This window comes from Streptomyces sp. NPDC021562 (genome assembly GCF_040640875.1).
In the GTDB taxonomy this organism is placed as follows: Bacteria; Actinomycetota; Actinomycetes; order Streptomycetales; family Streptomycetaceae; genus Streptomyces.
Map to the genome: position 1 here is coordinate 179,902 of NZ_JBFACN010000013.1, position 19,488 is coordinate 199,389.

At 72.6% G+C, this 19,488-nt stretch carries 18 protein-coding genes and 1 pseudogene; 13 read left to right on the top strand and 6 right to left on the bottom strand.

Annotation, left to right across the window (positions count from 1 at the left end; genetic code table 11):
• Positions 1–53: 53 nt before the first annotated feature.
• The 11 genes from crcB (AB0G52_RS21875) to AB0G52_RS21925 all read left to right on the top strand — a co-directional run bounded on the left by crcB (AB0G52_RS21875) (position 54) and on the right by AB0G52_RS21925 (position 10,983).
• Positions 54–515, top strand: a complete 462-nt coding sequence (gene crcB, locus AB0G52_RS21875; RefSeq protein ID WP_361337992.1) for a fluoride efflux transporter CrcB — start codon at positions 54–56, stop codon at positions 513–515.
• Positions 512–892, top strand: coding sequence for a DUF190 domain-containing protein (locus AB0G52_RS21880; protein WP_132887531.1), 381 nt, complete (start codon positions 512–514; stop codon positions 890–892). The genes crcB (AB0G52_RS21875) and AB0G52_RS21880 overlap by 4 nt, the downstream gene beginning before the upstream one ends.
• Positions 889–1,263 (top strand): fluoride efflux transporter CrcB, encoded by a 375-nt coding sequence (gene crcB / locus AB0G52_RS21885; protein WP_132887532.1) that lies wholly within the window; start codon positions 889–891, stop codon positions 1,261–1,263. The genes AB0G52_RS21880 and crcB (AB0G52_RS21885) overlap by 4 nt, the downstream gene beginning before the upstream one ends.
• Before the next feature lie 72 nt (positions 1,264–1,335).
• Positions 1,336–2,172 (top strand): undecaprenyl-diphosphate phosphatase, encoded by an 837-nt coding sequence (locus AB0G52_RS21890; protein ID WP_132887533.1) that lies wholly within the window; start codon positions 1,336–1,338, stop codon positions 2,170–2,172.
• 197 nt (positions 2,173–2,369) lie between these two features.
• On the top strand, positions 2,370–3,050 hold the full coding sequence (locus tag AB0G52_RS21895; RefSeq protein ID WP_361338093.1) for a FadR/GntR family transcriptional regulator: 681 nt from the start codon (positions 2,370–2,372) through the stop codon (positions 3,048–3,050).
• Positions 3,047–4,486 (top strand): amino acid permease, encoded by a 1,440-nt coding sequence (locus AB0G52_RS21900; RefSeq protein WP_132887534.1) that lies wholly within the window; start codon positions 3,047–3,049, stop codon positions 4,484–4,486. The genes AB0G52_RS21895 and AB0G52_RS21900 overlap by 4 nt, the downstream gene beginning before the upstream one ends.
• Before the next feature lie 43 nt (positions 4,487–4,529).
• Positions 4,530–5,540, top strand: a complete 1,011-nt coding sequence (locus tag AB0G52_RS21905) for an asparaginase (RefSeq protein ID WP_361337995.1) — start codon at positions 4,530–4,532, stop codon at positions 5,538–5,540.
• A 137-nt stretch (positions 5,541–5,677) separates the two neighbouring features.
• Positions 5,678–7,081, top strand: coding sequence for an aspartate ammonia-lyase (gene aspA, locus AB0G52_RS21910; protein WP_132887536.1), 1,404 nt, complete (start codon positions 5,678–5,680; stop codon positions 7,079–7,081).
• 36 nt (positions 7,082–7,117) lie between these two features.
• A complete protein-coding gene (locus AB0G52_RS21915) occupies positions 7,118–8,056 on the top strand; it encodes a glutaminase (protein ID WP_132887537.1) in 939 nt (312 codons plus the stop codon).
• Between the two features lie 135 nt (positions 8,057–8,191).
• Positions 8,192–9,586 carry a polyprenol phosphomannose-dependent alpha 1,6 mannosyltransferase MptB gene (mptB, locus tag AB0G52_RS21920; RefSeq protein WP_132887538.1) on the top strand — a complete coding sequence of 465 codons (1,395 nt, stop codon included), beginning with the start codon at positions 8,192–8,194 and terminating at the stop codon, positions 9,584–9,586.
• Positions 9,583–10,983: a glycosyltransferase 87 family protein gene (locus AB0G52_RS21925; RefSeq protein ID WP_361337998.1), complete on the top strand. Its 1,401-nt coding sequence runs from the start codon at positions 9,583–9,585 to the stop codon at positions 10,981–10,983. The genes mptB and AB0G52_RS21925 overlap by 4 nt, the downstream gene beginning before the upstream one ends.
• Here AB0G52_RS21925 and AB0G52_RS21930 read toward each other — a convergent pair.
• Both AB0G52_RS21930 and rho read right to left on the bottom strand, forming a co-directional pair.
• A pseudogene (locus tag AB0G52_RS21930) lies at positions 10,914–11,906 on the bottom strand (serine hydrolase); the annotation flags it as partial. The gene AB0G52_RS21925 and the pseudogene AB0G52_RS21930 overlap by 70 nt on opposite strands.
• Positions 11,907–12,037: 131 nt before the next feature.
• A complete protein-coding gene (gene rho / locus AB0G52_RS21935; RefSeq protein WP_361338000.1) occupies positions 12,038–13,186 on the bottom strand; it encodes a transcription termination factor Rho in 1,149 nt (382 codons plus the stop codon).
• A gap of 495 nt (positions 13,187–13,681) precedes the next feature.
• Here rho and AB0G52_RS21940 point away from each other — a divergent pair, with 495 nt between their 5' ends.
• Positions 13,682–14,608: a hypothetical protein gene (locus tag AB0G52_RS21940; protein ID WP_361338001.1), complete on the top strand. Its 927-nt coding sequence runs from the start codon at positions 13,682–13,684 to the stop codon at positions 14,606–14,608.
• A 108-nt stretch (positions 14,609–14,716) separates the two neighbouring features.
• The gene (locus AB0G52_RS21945; protein WP_361338003.1) at positions 14,717–15,466 is read left to right on the top strand and encodes a class I SAM-dependent methyltransferase; all 750 of its coding nucleotides are present in this window, start codon (positions 14,717–14,719) and stop codon (positions 15,464–15,466) included.
• Here AB0G52_RS21945 and AB0G52_RS21950 read toward each other — a convergent pair.
• The 4 genes from AB0G52_RS21950 to AB0G52_RS21965 form a co-directional block, all read right to left on the bottom strand.
• Positions 15,436–16,224 carry a GntR family transcriptional regulator gene (locus AB0G52_RS21950; protein ID WP_361338005.1) on the bottom strand — a complete coding sequence of 263 codons (789 nt, stop codon included), beginning with the start codon at positions 16,222–16,224 and terminating at the stop codon, positions 15,436–15,438. The two genes, AB0G52_RS21945 and AB0G52_RS21950, sit on opposite strands and share 31 nt — an antisense overlap.
• A 159-nt stretch (positions 16,225–16,383) precedes the next feature.
• A complete protein-coding gene (locus tag AB0G52_RS21955) occupies positions 16,384–17,550 on the bottom strand; it encodes a serine hydrolase domain-containing protein (protein WP_361338007.1) in 1,167 nt (388 codons plus the stop codon).
• A 122-nt stretch (positions 17,551–17,672) separates the two neighbouring features.
• Complete coding sequence (locus AB0G52_RS21960; RefSeq protein ID WP_361338009.1) at positions 17,673–18,641, bottom strand: acetylxylan esterase; 969 nt, start codon at positions 18,639–18,641, stop codon at positions 17,673–17,675.
• Positions 18,642–18,809: 168 nt separating this feature from the next.
• On the bottom strand, positions 18,810–19,397 hold the full coding sequence (locus tag AB0G52_RS21965) for a hypothetical protein (RefSeq protein WP_361338011.1): 588 nt from the start codon (positions 19,395–19,397) through the stop codon (positions 18,810–18,812).
• Positions 19,398–19,488: the final 91 nt, after the last annotated feature.

The following is a 19,488-nucleotide window of genomic DNA, read 5'->3' on the forward strand; positions in this document are numbered from 1 at the left end:
CGGTAACCTGTTGCACCCGTCGGGGCGGTGCCCGAACAGGAGACGTACGACCCATGACAGCCCCGGAAGCCGAGAGCCTCCATGCCCGGCCGACGCCCCGGCGTCGGTCCGAATGGCGTACCCAGGCCCCGGTCGTCGCGGTGGTCGCGGCGGGCGGCGCGATCGGCGCGGTGGCCCGTTACGCCCTCGCCCTGGCCCTGCCGACCGCTACGGGCGGGTTCCCCTGGGCGACCTTCTGGACGAACGTCACCGGCTGCGCGGTGATCGGCGCCTTCCTGGTCCTGATCACCGAGGCACTGCCCGCGCACCGCCTGGTCCGGCCCTTCTTCGGCACCGGTGTCCTCGGCGGCTTCACCACCTTCTCCACCTACGCCGTCGACGTCCAGAAGCTGGTCGACCACGGCAGGCCCGCCACCGGCCTCGCCTATCTCGCCGCGACCCTGTGCGCGGCCCTCGCGGCGGTGTGGTGCGCGGCCACCGCGACCCGCCGTGTCCTCACCCGGAGGCAGCGATGACGAGACTGACCGGCCGCGCCCTGCGCCTGACCGTCTACGTCGGCGAGGACGACACCTGGCACCACAGGCCCCTCTACAGCGAGATCGTGCACCGCGCCCACACGGCCGGCCTCGCGGGCGCCAGCGTCTTCCGGGGGGTCGAGGGCTTCGGCGCCTCCTCCCGCATCCACACCTCCCGGCTGCTGTCGCTCAGCGAGGACCTGCCGGTGGCGGTGGTGGTCGTGGACACCGAGGAGCGGATCCGGGCGTTCCTGCCGCAGCTCGACGAACTGGTGACCGAAGGCCTGGTGACCTTGGACGACTGCGAGGTCATCAGGTATGTCGGCCGGACGGACAACCCGGGCGAACCGGACGCGGAAGGTAAGAACTCGTTGTGAACTGGCTGCTGGTCGTCCTCGGTGCCGCCGCCGGTGCCCCGCTCCGCTACCTCACCGACCGTGCCGTCCAGACCCGGCACGACTCCGTCTTCCCCTGGGGTACGTTCGTCGTGAACGTCGCCGGCTGCCTGATCCTGGGCCTCCTGACCGGCGCGGCCGCGGCGGGCGCCGCGAGCCCGCACCTCCAGCTCCTGCTGGGCACCGGCCTGTGCGGGGCGCTGACCACGTACTCGACGTTCTCTTACGAGACACTGCGGCTGACCGAGACCGGCGCGGGGCTCTACGCTGCGGCCAACGTCGTCGCGAGTCTCGTCGCCGGGCTCGGGGCGGCCTTCGCCGGGGCGGCGATCGCCCAGGCCCTGTGGGCGTAGAACTTGCTTCACACCCGCGCGCTGTAGGACTGTCTACAGCACTGTCGACCAAACTCTGCAGAACTGGATCCCATGAGCGCCATCTCCGTCGGTCAAGCCGTCGTCCTCGGTGTCGTCGAGGGGGTGACGGAGTTCCTCCCGGTGTCCTCCACCGGTCACCTCAAGATCACCGAGGGGCTCATGAACATCCCCGTCGACGACAAGTCCGTCGTCGGGTTCTCCGCCGTCATCCAGGTGGGTGCCATCGCCGCCGTGCTGGTCTACTTCTTCAAGGACATCAAGCGGATCGTCTCCGCCTGGTTCCGTGGTCTGACCAACAAGCAGGAGCGTTACCACCACGACTACAAGTTCGCCTGGTGGGTCATCTACGCGACCATCCCGATCGTCCTGGTGGGCCTCGCCGCCAAGCCGCTGATCGACGGTGCGCTCGGGTCCCTCTGGGTGGTCGGCGGCTCGCTCATCGTCGGGTCCGGTGTGATGTGGTGCGCGGACCAGATGGGCCGCCACAAGCGCGGTGAGGACGACACCTCCTTCAAGGACGCGATGCTGGTCGGCTGCTCGCAGATCCTCGCCCTGCTCTTCCCCGGCTTCTCCCGGTCCGGCGCCACCATGTCCACCGCGCTCGTCCTGGACCTGGACCGCGTCGCCGCCACCCGGCTCTCCTTCTTCCTCGGCATCCCGGCCCTGACCGGCGCCGGCATCTACGAGCTCAAGGACGCCCTCGGCGCGGGTGTCGGCGCCGCACCGCTGGCCGTCGGCACGATCGTCTCCTTCGTGGTCGCCTACGGCTCCATCGCCTGGCTGCTGAAGTTCGTCGCCAAGCACTCCTTCAACGCGTTCGTGATCTACCGGATCGTCATCGGCCTGGTGGTCTTCGGCCTGCTCGCCACCGGGACCGTCAACGCCTGACCGGCCGGGCGCCCCGGCGCCCGCCCGGTCACCGCTCCGCCACGGGGTGTGACGCCTGCGCATTCAGGTGTCGCACCCCGTGAATGTTTCCTTTCGCGACACCTTGACAGCCTCGTCCCGCAACCCGGAACATCTCACCCGTGAACCTGTCAGACAGCCGGACAGCCGGACAGCAGCCTCCGCGGCGGATCAGCGCCATGGAGGCGGTGCTGGGGCATCTGCGCGGCGCCATCGAGCGCGGCGAGTACGCCATCGGCGACAAGCTCCCCTCGGAGGCGGAGCTCTGCCGCACCCTGGAGATCAGCAGGCCCGTCCTGCGCGAGGCCCTGCGGGCCCTGCAGACGATGGGCCTGACCGTCTCCAAGACCGGCAAGGGCACCTTCGTCGTCGCGAACGCCGTCGAGGACCCCACCTTCGGCGACTACGCGGCCAGCGACCTGCTGGAGGTGCGCCGGCACATCGAGATCCCGGTCGCCGGGTACGCGGCGCTGCGCCGCACCCCGGAGAACCTGGACCACCTGACCCATCTGCTCGACCGCATGGAACGGGAGACGGACACCACCGCGTGGGTCGCGATGGACACCCTCTTCCACCTGGCCGTGGCGGAGGCCGCCCAGAACCCGGTGTTCCGCCGGGTCATCGAGGAGATCCGGGACGCACTGGCGCGTCAGTCGGCCTTCCTCAACGAACTGGGCGGATTCCGCCGCGAGCAGTCCAACCGGGAGCACCGGGCCATCGTCGAAGCGCTGATGGACGGTTCCGAACCCGACGCCGTGGACGCCATGAGCCACCACCTGGACCGCGTCGAGACCACCCTCACCCACATCGTGCGCCCCGCGCGCACGGTCCAGCACAAGGAAGGCGGAACCGAGGCGTGAGCGAACAGCACCTCAAAGACGAGACGCGCCCCTCGTCCCGTCACGTCGACGCCGGGGACCACGGCTACAGCAAGTCGCTGAAGCACCGGCACGTCAACATGATCGCCATCGGCGGCGCCATCGGCACCGGCCTCTTCCTCGGCGCCGGCGGCCGCCTCGCCGACGCGGGCCCCTCCCTCTTCGTCGCGTACGCGGTCTGCGGAGTCTTCGCCTTCCTCGTCGTACGCGCCCTCGGCGAACTCGTCCTGTACCGCCCGTCCTCCGGCGCCTTCGTGTCGTACGCCCGGGAGTTCCTGGGCGAGAAGGGCGCCTACACGGCCGGCTGGATGTACTTCCTGAACTGGGCCACCACCGGTATCGCCGACATCACCGCGGTCGCCACCTACACCCACTACTGGGGCATGTTCTCCGACATCCCGCAGTGGGTGATCGCCCTGATAGCCCTGGCCGTGGTCCTCACCGTGAACCTGATCTCGGTGAAGATCTTCGGCGAACTGGAGTTCTGGTTCGCCATCGTCAAGGTCAGCGCCCTGGTCGTCTTCATGGTCATCGGCATCTTCCTGCTGGTCACCCGGCACCCCGTGGACGGCGCGACCCCCGGCCCGTCCCTGATCACCGACAACGGCGGCGTCTTCCCCAACGGCCTGCTCCCGATGCTGCTGATCATCCAGGGCGTCGTCTTCGCCTACGCCTCGGTGGAACTGGTCGGCGTCGCCGCCGGCGAGACCGAGAACCCCGAGCAGATCATGCCGAAGGCGATCAACTCGATCATGTGGCGGGTCGGCCTGTTCTACGTCGGCTCGGTGGTCCTGCTGTCGATGCTGCTGCCCTGGAACAAGTACTCGGCGGGCCAGAGCCCCTTCGTCACCGTGCTCTCCCACATCGGCGTCCCGGCGGCCGGCGGCGTGATGAACCTCGTCGTCCTCACCGCGGCCATGTCCTCGCTCAACTCCGGCCTCTACTCGACCGGCCGCATCCTGCGCTCCATGGCCGTCAACGGCTCCGCCCCCAAGTTCACCGCGAAGATGAGCCGCAGCCAGGTCCCGTACGGCGGCATCCTGCTCACCAGCGGTATCTGTGTCCTCGGTGTGGGCCTCAACTTCGTGGTCCCCGCCGACGCCTTCGAGATCGTCCTCAACTTCGCGGCCATCGGCATCCTCGCCACCTGGGGCATGATCATGCTCTGTCACCTGCTCTTCTGGCGTAAGACCCAGAGCGGCGAACTCACCCGCCCCGGCTACCGACTGCCGGGCTCCCCCTGGACCGAGATCGTGACGCTGGCGTTCCTCGCCTCCGTCCTGGTCCTCATGTACGCCGACGGCGGCGCCGGACGCACCACCGTGCTGTGCCTGCCGCTGATCGTCGCCGCGCTGGTCGCCGGCTGGTACGCCATCCGCGGCCGTCTCGCGCGCTCGTCCGCCGGATCCGACGCGTGAACCGCGCACCGGTCCGTCCCACCTCACCCGAGACCAGGCAGTGATGCACAGCAGTTCCCCCGCGGCCGCACCCATCGTCCGTGAACCCCTCCACGCCCCCGTCGCCCACCTCATCCGCGGCGGGGTCGTCGAGGGCATCCACTACGGATCCGTCGTCGTCCTGGACGCCGACGGCAGGGTCCAGTTCCAGCTCGGCGACATCGAGGCCGCGTTCTACCCGCGCTCGGCCCTCAAGCCGGTGCAGGCCGTGGCGATGCTGCGGGCCGGGCTGCCCCTCGACGGCGACCTGCTCTCGCTGGCCGCCGCCAGCCACTCCGGCGAGGAACGCCACCTCGCCGGGACCCGGCGCATCCTCGGCCTCGCCGGTCTGACCGAGGACGACCTGCGCAACGTCCCCGACATGCCGTACGGCGCCGCCGTCCGGGAGACCTGGATCCGCGAGGGCCGGCAGCCCTCGCGGCTCGCGCAGAACTGCTCCGGCAAGCACGCGGCGATGCTGTGGACCGCGAAGCTGAACGGCTGGTCGCTGGACGACTACCTGGATCCGGCGCACCCGCTCCAGCAGGCGATCGCCGAGATCGTCGAGGACCTGACCGGGCAGCGGGTGGCGGCGACGACCGTGGACGGTTGCGGGGCGCCGCTGTTCTCCATCTCCCTGCACGGGCTGGCCCGCGCGGTGTCGCGGATCGCCGCCGCCGCGCCGGGCACGCCCGAGGCGAAGGTCGCCGACGCGATGCGGGAGCACGCCGAGATGGCGTCCGGCGCCGGGCGTGACGTGGCCGCGCTGATGGCGGCCGTGCCGGGGCTGCTCGCCAAGGACGGCTTCGAGGGCGTGCAGGTCGCCGCGCTGGCGGACGGCCGTGCGGTGGCCGTGAAGATCGCCGACGGGGCGGACCGGGCGCGGGTGCCGGTGGCTGCGGCCGCTCTGGCCAGGGCCGGGGTGGACCCGTCGCTGCTCACGGAGTTCGCCGGGGAGGCGCTCCTCGGCGGTGGGCGGCCGGTCGGGTGTGTGCGGCCCGTGCGTTCGCTGGAGCCGGTTGCGGTTTGCGCCTAGTCGTCTGCGTGGACTTGTCGTTCTGCGGCTGCGGGCCGGGTGTGGCTGGTCGCGCCCGCGCGGCGGCAGCCGCATATCAATAACGCCCCGCGCCCCTTACGGGGCGCTTTACCCTCACTCTTTTGGAACAGGAACCCATGACCAGTCGCAGCGAACACGATCTGCTCGGTGACCGGGATGTGCCCGTCGACGCGTACTGGGGTGTGCACACCCTGCGGGCGACCGAGAACTTCCCGATCACCGGTACGCCGATCTCCGCCTACCCGCACCTGATCGACGCCCTCGCCGCCGTCAAGGAGGCCGCCGCCCTCGCCAACGAGGAACTGGGGCTGCTGGCGCCCGAGAAGGCGGCCGCCATCGTCGCCGCCTGCCGGGAGATCCGCGGCGGCAAGCTGCACGACCAGTTCGTCGTCGACGTCATCCAGGGCGGTGCCGGTACGTCGACGAACATGAATGCCAACGAGGTCGTCGCCAACCGGGCACTGGAGTTGATGGGGCATCAGAAGGGGGAGTACCGGTACCTGCACCCCAACGAGGACGTCAACCTGGGGCAGTCGACCAACGACGTCTACCCGACCGCCGTCAAGATAGCGACCGTGTTCGCGGTGCGTGGGCTGCTGCGGGCGATGGCCGTGCTGCAGGACTCCTTCGGACGCAAGGCCGTCGAGTTCCGTGACGTGCTGAAGATGGGCCGTACGCAGTTGCAGGACGCGGTGCCCATGACGCTCGGGCAGGAGTTCTCCACCTTCGCCGTGATGCTCGACGAGGACCGCAGCCGGCTCGCCGAGGCCGTCGAGCTCATTCATGAGATCAACCTCGGCGCCACCGCCATCGGCACGGGGCTGAACGCGCCCCCCGGATACGCCGAGTCGGCCCGCCGTCACCTCGCCGAGATCACCGGACTGCCCCTGGTCACCGCCGCCAACCTGGTCGAGGCGACCCAGGACTGCGGTGCCTTCGTCCAGATGTCCGGCGTGCTCAAGCGGATCGCGGTCAAGCTCAGCAAGGGCTGCAACGACCTGCGGCTGCTGTCCTCCGGGCCGCGGGCCGGACTCGGGGAGATCAACCTGCCGCCGGTGCAGGCCGGCTCGTCGATCATGCCCGGCAAGGTCAACCCGGTGATCCCGGAGGTCGTCAACCAGGTCGCCTTCGAGGTCATCGGCAACGACGTGGCCATCACCATGGCCGCCGAGGCGGGGCAGCTCCAGCTCAACGCGTTCGAGCCGATCATCCTGCACTCCCTGTCGGAGAGCATCACGCACCTGCGCAACGCCTGCCTCACGCTGGCCGAACGCTGCGTCGACGGCATCACCGCCAACACCGAGGTGCTGCGCGCGACCGTCGAGAACTCCATCGGCCTGGTCACCGCCCTCAACCCGCACATCGGATACACGGCGGCCACCGACATCGCCAAGGAGGCCCTCGCCACCGGCCGCGGTGTCGCCGAACTGGTACTGGAGAAGGGCCTGTTGCCGGCCGAGCGGCTTGCCGACCTGCTGCGGCCCGAGGTCGTCGCCGGCACCGGGTCGCCGCTCGCCTGACCTGCGCGTACGCACCAGGACCGGCCCGGAGGCACAATGGTGATCATGACAACGACGTCGTCCCCCGCCTTCCTGCCGGTCCTGGAGCGCATAGCCGAGGACATAGGCCGCACCCCGGGGCGCGGCCGTACCGCCGACTACATCCCGGCGCTCGCGGCCTGCGACCCCCGCAGCTTCGGCATGGCCGTGGCCGAGCTGGACGGCACGGTCTACGGCGTGGGCGACTGGCGGCAGCCGTTCTCCACGCAGTCCATCACCAAGGTCTTCACCCTCGCCCTCGACCTGGCCCGCGAGGGCGACGAACTCTGGGAACACGTCGGCCGCGAACCCTCCGGCAACCCCTTCAACTCCCTGGTCCAGCTGGAGTACGAGAACGGCATCCCGCGCAACCCCTTCATCAACGCGGGCGCCCTGGTCGTCACCGACCGCCTCCAGACCCGTACCGGCGACGCGGCCGGCGAGCTCCTGGGCTTCCTGCGGGCGGAGAGCGGCAACCCCTCGCTGGACTTCGACAAGGAGGTCGCCGCCTCCGAGTCCCAGCACGGCGACCGCAACGCCGCACTCGCCCACTTCATGGCCTCCTACGGCAACATCGACAACGAGATCCCGGTCCTCCTCGACCAGTACTTCCGGCAGTGTTCCGTCGCCGCGTCCTGCGCCGACCTCGCGCTGGCCACCACCTTCCTGGCCCGCCACGGCATCCGCGCCGACGGCACCCGCCTCCTCACCAGGAGCCAGGCCAAGCAGGTCAACGCGGTGATGCTGACCTGCGGCACGTACGACGCGGCCGGCGACTTCGCCTACCGGGTCGGGCTGCCCGGCAAGAGCGGGGTCGGGGGCGGGATCATCGCGGTGGTGCCGGGCCGCTGCACGCTGTGCGTGTGGAGCCCCGGTCTGGACGAACGCGGCAACTCGGTGGCGGGAGTGGCGGCGCTGGACAGATTCACGACACTCACGGGCCTGTCGGTGTTCTGAAGCCAGAACTTTCGTCGCCCTGCTGCGGAGCGCCCCGACGACGCACCACCCACCGGTAACAGCGGGGCCGCCCCCAGGCAAACATGCCGTCGCCCCACGGCCACCCACCCTTGCCACGCTGACCCAGTGTTGGCCATGGCTTTCCCCGTCGATCTCCGCCGCTGCCAGGTACTCGGCCTGGCCGGCACCGCCTTCCTCGCCCTGGGAGGTGAGACGGCCGGCGCCCTGCCCGTGGCGGACCTGCTCGCACCGGGCTCCGTACAGGCGGCGTTCGGCCTGGTCGGCGTCTACTTCGGCGTCGTCCTGCTGATCGCGGCCTGGCTGCTCCTCGGCCGCCTGGTGCGCAGCGCCGACCCGCCCACTCCGCGCCGGCTGCTGCTGGTGCTCGCCGTCTGGGCGACCCCCCTGCTGCTCGCACCGCCGCTCTTCAGCCGGGACGTGTACAGCTACCTCGCCCAGGGCGCGATGGTCGACGCCCACATGGACGTCTACACCTCGGGCCCCGCGCAGCTCGGCGGCCCCCTCGCCGACGAGGTCGCCCCGGTGTGGCAGAACACCGCCGCCCCGTACGGCCCCGCGTTCATGGGCGTGGCCTCGCTGCTGTCCGGACTGACCCGCGGCCAGCTTCCCGCCGGGCTCTTCGGGATGCGGCTGGTGGCGCTGCTCGGCGTCGGACTGATGGCGGCCGCCCTGCCCCGGCTCGCCCGGCACAGCGGCGCCGACCCGGCCGCCGCCCTCTGGCTCGGCGCCCTCAACCCGCTGGTGCTGCTGCACCTGGTGGCGGGCGCCCACAACGACGCGATCATGCTCGGTCTGCTCGGCCTCGGCCTGGTCGCGGCGCTCGGCCGGTGGCCGGTCCTGGGAGCCGTGCTGGTCACGCTCGCGGCGCTGGTCAAGGCGCCCGCCGCGCTGGGGCTGCTCGCGATCGTCGTCGTACAGGCCCGCAGGGGCCGCAGCCCGGCACGGGCCACCCTGCTGACGGCCGCCGCCTCCGGGGCCACGACCGTGGTCGCGACCGCCGTCGCCGGGACGGGCTACGGCTGGATCAGGGCCCTCGACACCCCTGTCTCCCCGCACAACTGGGCACTCAGCAGCCTGCTCGGCCGGGCCACGGGCCGGGTCCTCGCGCACTTCGGCAGCTCCCTGGCGCCGCTGGCCGTGCCGGCCTGGCACCTGCTCGGGCTGGCGCTGACCGCGCTGACCGTCCTGCTGATCTGGGTCCGCCTGCGGCCCCGCCCGGTCTACGCCCTCGGCCTCAGCCTCGCCGCGGTCGCGGCCTTCGGCCCTGCGATCCGCCCCTGGTACGCCCTGTGGGGCCTCTTCCTCATAGCCGCGGCGGCACCCACCACCTCGGTACGGCACCGGGTCGCCGCCGTCACCGGCGTGCTCGCCCTCGCCGTCCTGCCCAGCGGCGGTCCCGCCGACGCCGGCCAGCTGGTCCTCGCCGTCCTGGGCGGGGTGCTCGGCGTGGTCGTGCTCTGGCAGGCCCACCAGGCGGCGCAGGCCCCGGCCCTGGGACGTACGGCATGAGGGGGCCGGGGACCGAGCGGGGCAGGCTGCTCCTGGTCGTGGTGCTCGTCGCCGCCGTGACCGTGTTCACGGCCACCGTGCCGCTGCTGCGCGACTGGTTCGACCTGCGCGTCTACTACGGCACCGTGCACACCTGGGTGCACCACGGCGGCCGGATCTACGACTACCGGGTGCCCGGCACGGAGTACGGCTTCACCTATCCGCCGTTCGCCGCGCTCGGCATGCTGCCCATGGCACTGGTCGGGCTGCGGCTGGCCATCGCGGCCTCGCTGCTGCTCAACCTGGCCGCGCTGGCGTTCGTGCTGCGCGTCCTGGCCGGGCCCGGCTGGCGGCGCCTGGGCTGGTACCGCTGGGCGCTGGCGCTGTGCGCGCTGGCGCTGTTCGAGCCGCTGCGGGACACCTTCAGCTTCGGCCAGGTGAACCTGGTGCTGCTCGCCCTGGTCCTCGCCGACTGCTGTCTGCTGCGCAGCGGCCGGGGCCGCTGGGCGGGTGCCGGGATCGGGCTCGCCGCCGCGGTCAAGCTGACGCCCGCGCTGTTCATCGGCATGCTGCTGCTCGCCCGCAGATGGCGGGCGGCGGCGACGGCCACGGCCGTGACGCTCGCGGCCACCGGGCTCGCCGCCTGGGCCGACCCGGGGGCGTCCCGCTTCTACTGGACGCGGGCGCTGTGGGACACCGGCCGGGTCGGCCGGCTCGACTACGTGTCCAACCAGTCGCTCCAGGGGGTGCTGGCCCGGCTCGGTCATCCGGACAAGCCGCTGTGGGCGACCGTCGTCCTGCTGACGCTGGCCGTGTGGGGGTGGCGGACCCGCAGGGCGGTGGCCGCCGGAGACTGGACGGCGGCCTTCGCGCTCACCGGTCTCGCCGCCTGCCTGGTCAGCCCCATCACCTGGGTGCACCACCTGGTGTGGGTGCTGCCGTCGTTCGTGGTCCTGGCCCGCGCCGGGTACCCGCGGATCGCGGGCGCCCTGTACGCCGTGATGTGCACCAGCGTGGTGTGGCTGTGGGTCGACGACGCGTCCGGCATCGACGGCTTGCTCGGCAGCAACCTCTACACGTGGGTCACGCTGGGCCTGCTGTGCGGCCTGCCGACGGGTCAGCCGCGGCCGGCCGGACCGGAGCCCTCGGTCCGGCCGGAGCCCTCGGACCCACCGGTGCCCTCGGACCGGCCGGCGCGGTCGCCCCTGAGCCGCGTCGCCAGGGTCACCGCCCCCGCGCCGAGTGCCGCGCACGCCAGGACGACGGCCGTGTCCGGCCAGCCGGAGCCGTTCCCCGATGCCGTGTCCGCCGCCATCGGCACGGTGCTCGGACCCGGCCGCGGGGCGGGGCGCAGCGCGTCCAGCGAGCCCACCGGATCGACCCGTCCGGCCGCGCCGAAGCCCCAGTCGAGCAGCTGACGGGCCTCGTCGTACACCCCGCCGTCCTGGGGGTTCAGCACGGTCACCACCAGGGTCCGGCCGCCCCGTCGGGCGGCGGCGACCAGGGTGTTGCCGGCGTTGCTGGTGTAGCCGTTCTTGATCCCGATCATGCCGGGGTACCGCTCGACGCCGTCCTCACCGGTCAGCAGCCGGTTGGTGTTCTCGATGCCGAACGACCAGCCGCGGCCGGCCGGGAACCGGGCCTCGGCGGTGGAGCAGTAGCGGGCGAAGTCGGGATTGCGCAGCCCGGCCCGGCCGAACACCGCCAGGTCGTAGGCCGAGGAGACCTGGCCCGGTGCGTCGTAGCCGTCGGGGGACTCCACCTGCGTGTCCAGGGCGCCCAGGGAGCGGGCCTTGCTCTGCATCAGGGTGACGGTGCGGTCCCAGCCGCCGTCGAGCGCGGCCAGGACGTGCACGGCGTCGTTGCCCGAGCTGAGGAAGACGCCCCGCCACAGGTCCGCCACCCGGTAGGTGTGCCCCTCCTCGACGCCGACCAGGCTGCTGCCCTCCTCGACGTCCGCGAGTTCCGCGGAGGTCACCCGGTGCTCCAGGCCGGCGGGCAGCACCGGCAGCACGGTGAGCGCGAACAGGGTCTTCAGCGTGCTGGCCGGCGGCAGCCTGCGGTGTGCCTCGTGCGCCGCCAGCACCTGGCCGCTGTCCGCGTCGGCCACCAGCCAGGAGAGCGCGGAGACGTCCGGGACCGCGGGCGCCCCGGCGTGCGGCCGGACCTGGACGCCGGAGCGGTAGAGCAGCGCCGGCCCGGGCACCGCCGACGCCGGGGCGGGCGCGGTGGCCTCCGCGGCGGCCGTGGCGGGTGCCAGTGCCAGCAGCCCGGCCAGGCAGAGGGCGCAGGTGGACACCGTCGCCCGGCGCGGAAATCGGTCAGTCAATCCGATCGTCATACGATCAACGTAGGAAGGGTCGCGTCCTACGGCGCGTGGCCAGGGCCGGATGGACGCGCTGAGCAACCCGGATGCCGCACACGGGGCGTCCCGCGTCGGTCCCGCGCGAGGCGTCGGCCCGGCGCGAGGCGTCAGCCCGTCGGCAGGGTCGGCTGGACCCGGCGCAGGAAGGCGGCGTTGTCCGGGGTCTCCCGCATCCGCTGCAGGAGCGTCTCCGGGCCGCCCGGCGTGCTCTCCCGGCTCTGCAACGCCCGGCGCAGTCCCTGGACGACGGCCAACTCGGCCGGAGCGAGGAGGAGTTCCTCGCGGCGGGTACCGGAGGGGGCGATGTCCACGGCGGGGAAGACCCGCCGGGAGGCAAGCTCGCGGTCCAGGCGCAGCTCCATGTTGCCGGTGCTCTTCAGCTCCTCGAAGAAGTAGCCGTCGGCCCGGGAGCCGGTGTCCACCAGGACGGTGGCGAGGATGGTCAGCGAGCCGCCCTCCTCGGCCTTGCGGGCGGCGCCGAAGAACCGCTTGGGGCCGAGCAGCGCACCGGCGTCGACACCGCCGCTGAGCGTACGGCCGTGGGAGGCGGCCGCGTTGTTGTGGGCCCGGCACAGCCGCGTCAGCGAGTCGAGCAGGATGACGACGTCCCTGCCGTCCTCGACGAGCCGCTTGGCGCGCTCGACGACGAGTTCGGCGAGGGCGATGTGCTCCTTCGCGGGCCGGTCGAAGGTGGAGGCGTACACCTCGCCGCGCACCGAGCGCCGCATGTCGGTGACTTCCTCGGGGCGCTCGTCGAGCAGCAGCACCATCAGATGGGCCTCGGGGTGGTTGCCGGCGACGGCGGCCGCGAACTGCTGGAGCAGCACGGTCTTGCCGGTCTTCGGAGGGGCCACGATCAGCCCGCGCTGCCCCTTGCCGACGGGCGTGAACAGGTCGGCGACCCGTCCGGCGAGCCCGGCCGCCGGGTGCTCCAGGCGGATTCGCTCGTTCGGGTGCAGCGGGGTCAGGTCGCGGAAGTGGCGCCGGTCGCGCAGTTCCCCAGGGGTACGGCCGTTGACGCGCGTGACCTCGGTCAGCGTGCGCCGGTCACCCCGGACGCCCTCGACGAGGTCGCCCCGGCGCAGGCCGTGACGGCGGATCAGCGCGGGGGAGACCTGCGGGTCGCCGGGGGAGGGCAGGCAGCTCGGGGCCCGCAGCTGCCCCTTGCCGGCCGCGTCGATGTCGAGGACACCGGTGACGGGACGGGTGGCGGGCTGCGCCTGCTGCTGTACGGGAGGTTCGAGTGTGGTGGTCATGAGAGGGGTCCTTTCGAGGACGGAGGACAGGGCAGGAAGGGGGAGTGGGCCGCGAGCGGGAGGGCGTACACGCAGGCCTCCGTGCGGCGGGAACGGCACCTCGGGAACGGCATGGGAGCCCTGGTCACGAGGTGGTGCGGAGAAGCCGGCGGCCGGTCGCTGAGCGACGGACGGCACGTCCGGAGGAAGGGGGAACCGCACGCGGCGCCCGATGCCGGGCGACCGTACGTGCTGATCGCACTATACCCACGGTTCCGGCAGCGTCAACATGATGCCGGGCACCGATATTCCCGGCCGGGCCGCGGCGCAGGTGCTCGCGGCAGAGGGTGCCACCGTGTTCGGCCGCGACAACGACGCCGGCGGAGTGACGCGCTCACTGGCAGCCGTGGGCGCGGCGTCCGCCGCGCGGTCCGTGCGGCGGGCCCGCGGTCATGATGCGACAACAGTTCTGCTGCGCACGGGACTTGATGTCGGGTTATGCCTTATCTTCACGACATGTCCACGCCACCGCAACAGCCGCCTGCCTCACCTCAGCAGCCCGAACCCGCCGCCCCGCAGCAACCCGGGTCCGCCGCTCCGCAGCAGTCCGACTCCGCTGCCCCCCAGCCGCCCGTGGCGCCACCGCAGCCGACCGCCTACCCGTATCCGAACCCGCAGTCGCCGCCCCCGCCGAACCCCTACGCTCAGCCGACCCTCGTCAACCAGCCCGCCCAGCCGACACCGGCCAACCCCTATGCGGGACCGCCCGGTTACGGCTACCCGCCGCCGGCCGCACCGCCGTCCGGCCGGGGCGGCGCCGCCGGGAGAGCGGTGCTGTGGGCCGTCGTGGGCGCGGTGGCCGCCTCCGCCGCCTGGGCGGGCGGCCTCTTCCTGACCGGCGGCTTCGGGACCGCCGCCGACCTGCGCGGCTACCAGGCGCCCGCGAACCTGTGCTCGGGCGCGGACTACTCGTCGTTCAAGGACGAGTACCCGGTCGACGACTCGGCCCCGACCAAGAACACGCTGAAGGACCCGGCCCTGGACGAGAGTTCCTGCAGTCTCAGTCTGAAGAAGACCGGGTCCACGTACGCGGACGCCTATCTGTCCATGCAGGTCGACCTGCACAAGAAGACCGACCCGGGACCGGAGTTCACCGCAACCTGGAAGAACTACGGCGACAGCCACACCGATTACGACGTGACGCCGGTGCGGGGTATGGGCGACGAGGCGTACCTGGTGACCCAGGACACCAGCAGCGGCTCCACCACCAGCGGCTCGCGGTACGCGACCCTCGCGGTGCGGGACGGCTGGATGACGTACACGATGAGCTACAGCGTGTACCTCTCGTCGTACGAGAGCGACAAGAACCCGCCGGCGCTGGGCGACGTGACGGGCTGGCTGAAGACCGACACCAAGTCCACGCTGGAACAGCTCAAGGGCTGACGCGCAGACCTGGTCGATGTACGTCGCTCCGTCGGACAGGAGGTGAACGACCGGCGGGGCCACCTCGTCGGCGACGCCGCGGTGACCGCGCTCCCGTAGGCTGGCCGGATGTTCAGCCCCGAGGGACCGAGTCTCCGAGAACTCGCCGTGCAGGCACTGTCCTCGGTCGAGCACGGCTACGACCTGCTGGCCTCGAAGTTCGACCACACCCCCTTCCGGACGCCGGACACGGTCCTGGAGTCGGTCGCGCAGGTGCTCACCCCGCTCGGTCCGTTCGCGGACGGTCTCGACCTGTGCTGCGGCACCGGCGCCGGTCTGGACGTGCTGGCCCAGGTGTGCCGCAGGAGTGTCACGGGCGTCGACTTCAGCGCCGGCATGCTCGACGTCGCCCGGCGGCTGCCCCCGCCCGACGGTCCCGACGTCACCTGGGTGCAGGCCGACGCCCGGGCCCTGCCGTTCGGGCCGGCCTTCGACCTGGTCGTCAGCTTCGGGGCGTTCGGGCACTTCCTGCCCCGGGAGCTGCCCGGCCTCTTCGGCCAGGTCCACTCGGTGCTGCGACCGGGCGGCACCTTCGCCTTCCCGGTGGTGGCGCCGCCCCGCCCCGGCAGCCCCGCGTTCTGGACGCTGCTCGGCTTCGACGCCGTGATGCGGGTGCGCAACGCCCTGTGGCGGCCGCCGTTCGTCATGTACTACCGGGCCTTCCGGCTCGGCGACGTGCTGGGCGAGCTGGCGCGGGCGGGGTTCGAGACCGACCTGTACGCGCTGCCCGGGTTGGGCGCCCGCGACGACGGCAGCCCGCGCGCCCGGCTGGTCGTGGGCCGCCGGGGTCAGTCCAGGGCGGGCACCGTGAACTCGTAGACCAGCATGTCCTGCTGGGCGTCCACCACCAGGTCGGTGATCTCCAGCGGGCGGGCGTACTGGTCGTGCACCCGGCGGGTCACCCGGACCGTGGCCGCGTCGGCGACCTGGGTGATCGAGTCCCGGTGGTGCAGGGCCAGGCCCGCCTTGCGCATCCAGTCGTAGGCGCGGCGCAGTTGCGCGGTGGTGGCGGAGGTGCCGTCGGCCCGGTCCCGGTACCGGCCCAGCTCCTCGACCTCGGTGAGGGCCACCGCCGAGAAGGAGGTGACGGCGGTGCGCAGGGACCGGCCGTCGGGTGCCGCGGACTCGTAGCGGTGCACCAGGGTCGGCCGGTGCGGGGCCAGCCCGAGCGCCGCCGCGTGCTCGGGCGGCGGCTCCTCCCAGGTCACGGTGGTCCGGTCCACCGCGCCGTGGTCGACGGTCCCGGCGCCCACCGGGAAGGCCAGGCACACCGGCCTCTCCACCGGACGCCCGGGCAGCGTGGCGTGACTGCCCCGCCGGTCGGTGGCGACCAGTCCGCTGCGCCGCAGTACCTCCAGCGCCTGCCGCACGGTCTCCCGGCTGACTCCGAAGTGCCGGGCCAACTCCCGCTCCGACGGCAGCCGTTCGCCCGGGGGGACGGTGCCGTCGTGCAGTTCGCCGAGGAGCCGTGTCGCGATCCGCCAGTACAGGGGCTGTCCTTCGCTGCTGGGGTCGCCACCGGGGTCGATCTCGGGACGGTCGTGCGGGATGGTGCGGGTCACGCCGGTGCGGGCCATGCCGCGGCCTCCTGTGGATGACAAGACGTAGCCGTGCGGATTCGGTGCGCGACCACATCTAGCATTGGTCTAAACCATCAGGGAAGGGCCTCCCACCGGATTCGGCCGAAACCGCGCGACCTCGCCGAGTGCCGGGCGCGGCCTCGCCGAGCACCGGCCTCACAGGCTCGCGTACACGGCGGCCACCAGGGCCGTCTTGCGCGGGTCGTCCGCGATCCGCGGCCCCATGCGGTTCATGACGTACCCGAGCGAGACACCCGCCTCCGGGTCGGCCAGCCCGCAGGAGCCGCCGAAGCCGTCGTGTCCGACGGCCCGCGGGTTCGGCCCGTACGAGCCGTTCGCACCGCTCAGCCACAGCCCGAGCGCGACCTCGGTCTCGTGCTCGAAACCGGCTCCGAGCACCAGGTCGCGGCAGCTGCCCTGCCCCTCACGCACCCGTTCGGCGGCCTCGGGCGACAGCAGGCGCAGACCGCCGTACTCGCCCCGGCCCGCGAACACGCCGTACAGCGCGGCGACCGCCCGTGCGGTGCCGTGCCCGTTGGCCGCCGGGATCTCGGCCGCCCGCCACTCGGGGGTGTTCGCCGCCGACGCCCCCACCCCCGGGTTGGCGAGGGCCGCCACCGCGGCGGGTGCCAACTGGCTGAAGACAGCGGCCTGTTCACTGTCCGAAACGACCCGTGGATGGGTCAGCTCGGCCGCCCGCCCGGACTCCGTCTCCGGCAGCCCGACGGTGAAGTCGATCCCCAGCGGCCCGGTCACCTCCCGCGCCAGGAACGCCCCCGGCAGCAGCCCCGACACCCGCCGCACCACCTCGCCGACCAGGAAGCCGTAGGTCAGCGCGTGGTACCCGGACCTGGTCCCCGGCTCCCACCAGGGCTCCGTCGCCGCCAGCCGCGCGGTCGTCAACTCCCAGTCGTAGAGCTGCTGGAGGGAGTGCGGCTCGCGCAGGCCGGACAGGCCGGCGCGGTGTGACAGCAGATGGCGGACGAGGATCCGCTCCTTGCCCGCCGCCGCGAACTCGGGCCAGTACGCGGCCACCGGCGCGTCGAGGTCCAGCAGCCCCCGGTCGACCAGGATGTGCGCGCACAGGGCCACCGGCCCCTTGGTCGTGGACCAGACGTTGACCAGGGTGTCCCGCTCCCACGGCCGGGTGCGCGCCGGATCGGCCCAGCCGCCCCACAGGTCCACCACCGTCTCGCCACCGACCGTCACCGCGACGGCGGCGCCCAGCTCCTCCCGGTCCCGGAAGTTCTCCTCGAACGCCTTGCGCACCGCCGTGAAGCGCGGTGCGCAGTGACCCTGGACCTGTGTCTCGTGCTCGGACATGCGCCCTCCGTCGTACGCCGTGACCCCGGGCCGCGACCCTGCGGCCCGGGCGACCAGAACGTACCGACTGGTCGGACCGGAGGGAAGACCGAGGGCGGGCCAGGCCCTCCCGGTCCTGGCGTTCAGGCGTACGAACGGAGCCAGCGCACCTTCGCCGCCTCGTGGTACGGGCCGCCGCCCTCGTGGTCGTTGAAGTCGTACACCTCGATGGCCTTGTCCTCGTGCGCCCACGCGTTGAACGCCGCGAAGACCGTGGACGGCGGGCAGGTCTGGTCCTCCAGGGCCGCCGAGAACAGCGCCGGGGCCCGGCCGCGCGCCGCGAAGTGCACACCGTCGAAGTAGGAGAGGGTCCGCTGGACGTCGGCCGAGCGGCCGCGGTGGGTCTTCAGGAACAGGCCGATCTCCCGGTACGGGTGACGGTCCGTCAGTGTGGTGGCCCGCGGGAAGTCGCACAGGAACGGCACGTCCGGGGCGACTGCGGCGAGGTCCGGGACCAGACCGCCGACCGCGATGGTGATCCCGCCGCCCTGGCTCGCGCCGAGCGCCACGGTCCGCGTCGCGTCGGTCAGCGGGTGCGAGCGCGCCGCCTCCACCGCCCGGACGGCGTCCGTGTACACCCGCCGGTAGTAGTAGTTCTCGGGCGCGTCGACACCACGGGTCATGAACCCCGGGTACGCGGGCGCACCGCCCACCGGGTCGGCGGTGCCGCCCCCGCCGCCCCAGGCGCTGCCCTGGCCCCGGGTGTCCATCACGAAGTGCGCCCGGCCGGTCGAGGCCCACAGCAGGTTCTCGTGCGGCAGCCCGCGTCCGCCGCCGTAGCCGATGAACTCCACGACCAGCGGCAGCGGTTCGCCGGCACCGGCCGGCAGCCGCAGCCAGCCCTTGACCGGGTGACCGCCGAACCCGGCGAACGTCACGTCGTAGACGTCGACCGTGGACAGCCCGGTGTCGACCGGCTCGAAGCGGGCGTCGAGATCGTGCTCACGGGCCTCCTGGAGCGTCTTGGACCAGAAGGCGTCGAAGTCGTCGGGTGCCACCGACGCACTGCGGTGGTCGCGCAACTCGTCGAGAGGAAGGTCGAACAGGGCCATCAACAACCGCCTTGGGGAAGGGAAGATGCGGGTGATCACACCGTACGTGGGCGGTCCGAGGGCTCGCCAGAGCGCGGGTACGCCACGGGCCGCGGCCGACCCGCCGGTCGAGGGCCCGCGGCGCGCGTCGCGCACGGCGGCGAGGAGATCCGAGGGACGGCGCGCGGGTCAGGCGCGCCCGCGGGTCCAGTCCGGGCCGGTGCGTGCCCACTCCTGCTCCCACTCGGCGAGGCGGTGCCGCAGCGCCACCCGGCGGACGATGCCGTGACCGAGCAGCACCACGGCCGCCGCGCCGCCCGCCCCGCACAGGCCCACCGTCACCGTGTGCTGCCAGACGGCGACCTCACTCGGCGGCGGGGCGACCCCGTGCCCCCGCCGGTCGAACCAGACGTCCACCACGTCGCCGCCCCTGGCCCCGGCGGGCACCCGGGCCAGGGCGGTACGGGCGCCCTTCCCGGGCACGGTCCAGCGGACGTCCGCCTGGTAGGCGTGGTCCGCGTCGCCGCCCTGCGCCGAGGGCAGCTGCTCGGGGACGTTGCCGACCACCACCGCGCGGACCCGGTGCCGCTCGGCGCGCTCCGCCAGCGCCACCGCTCGCGCCTGGCCGTGCGCCCACAGTCCCGCCACCGCTCCCGCGAGGGGCGCGCCCGCGCACAGCAGGACCGCGACGACCAGCGCTATCCACGCCTCCACCCTGTCCGACCTGCGCCGCAGCGGGTTCTGCCGCCAACACCAGCCGTGCACCCGGGTACGCATGCCGACCTCCTCGCGCCACAGGAGCCGACGGGCCTCACCACCGGTCCGCAGCTCCCAGCGTGCCCCGCCCGCCCGTGAGCGTCCACAGGGG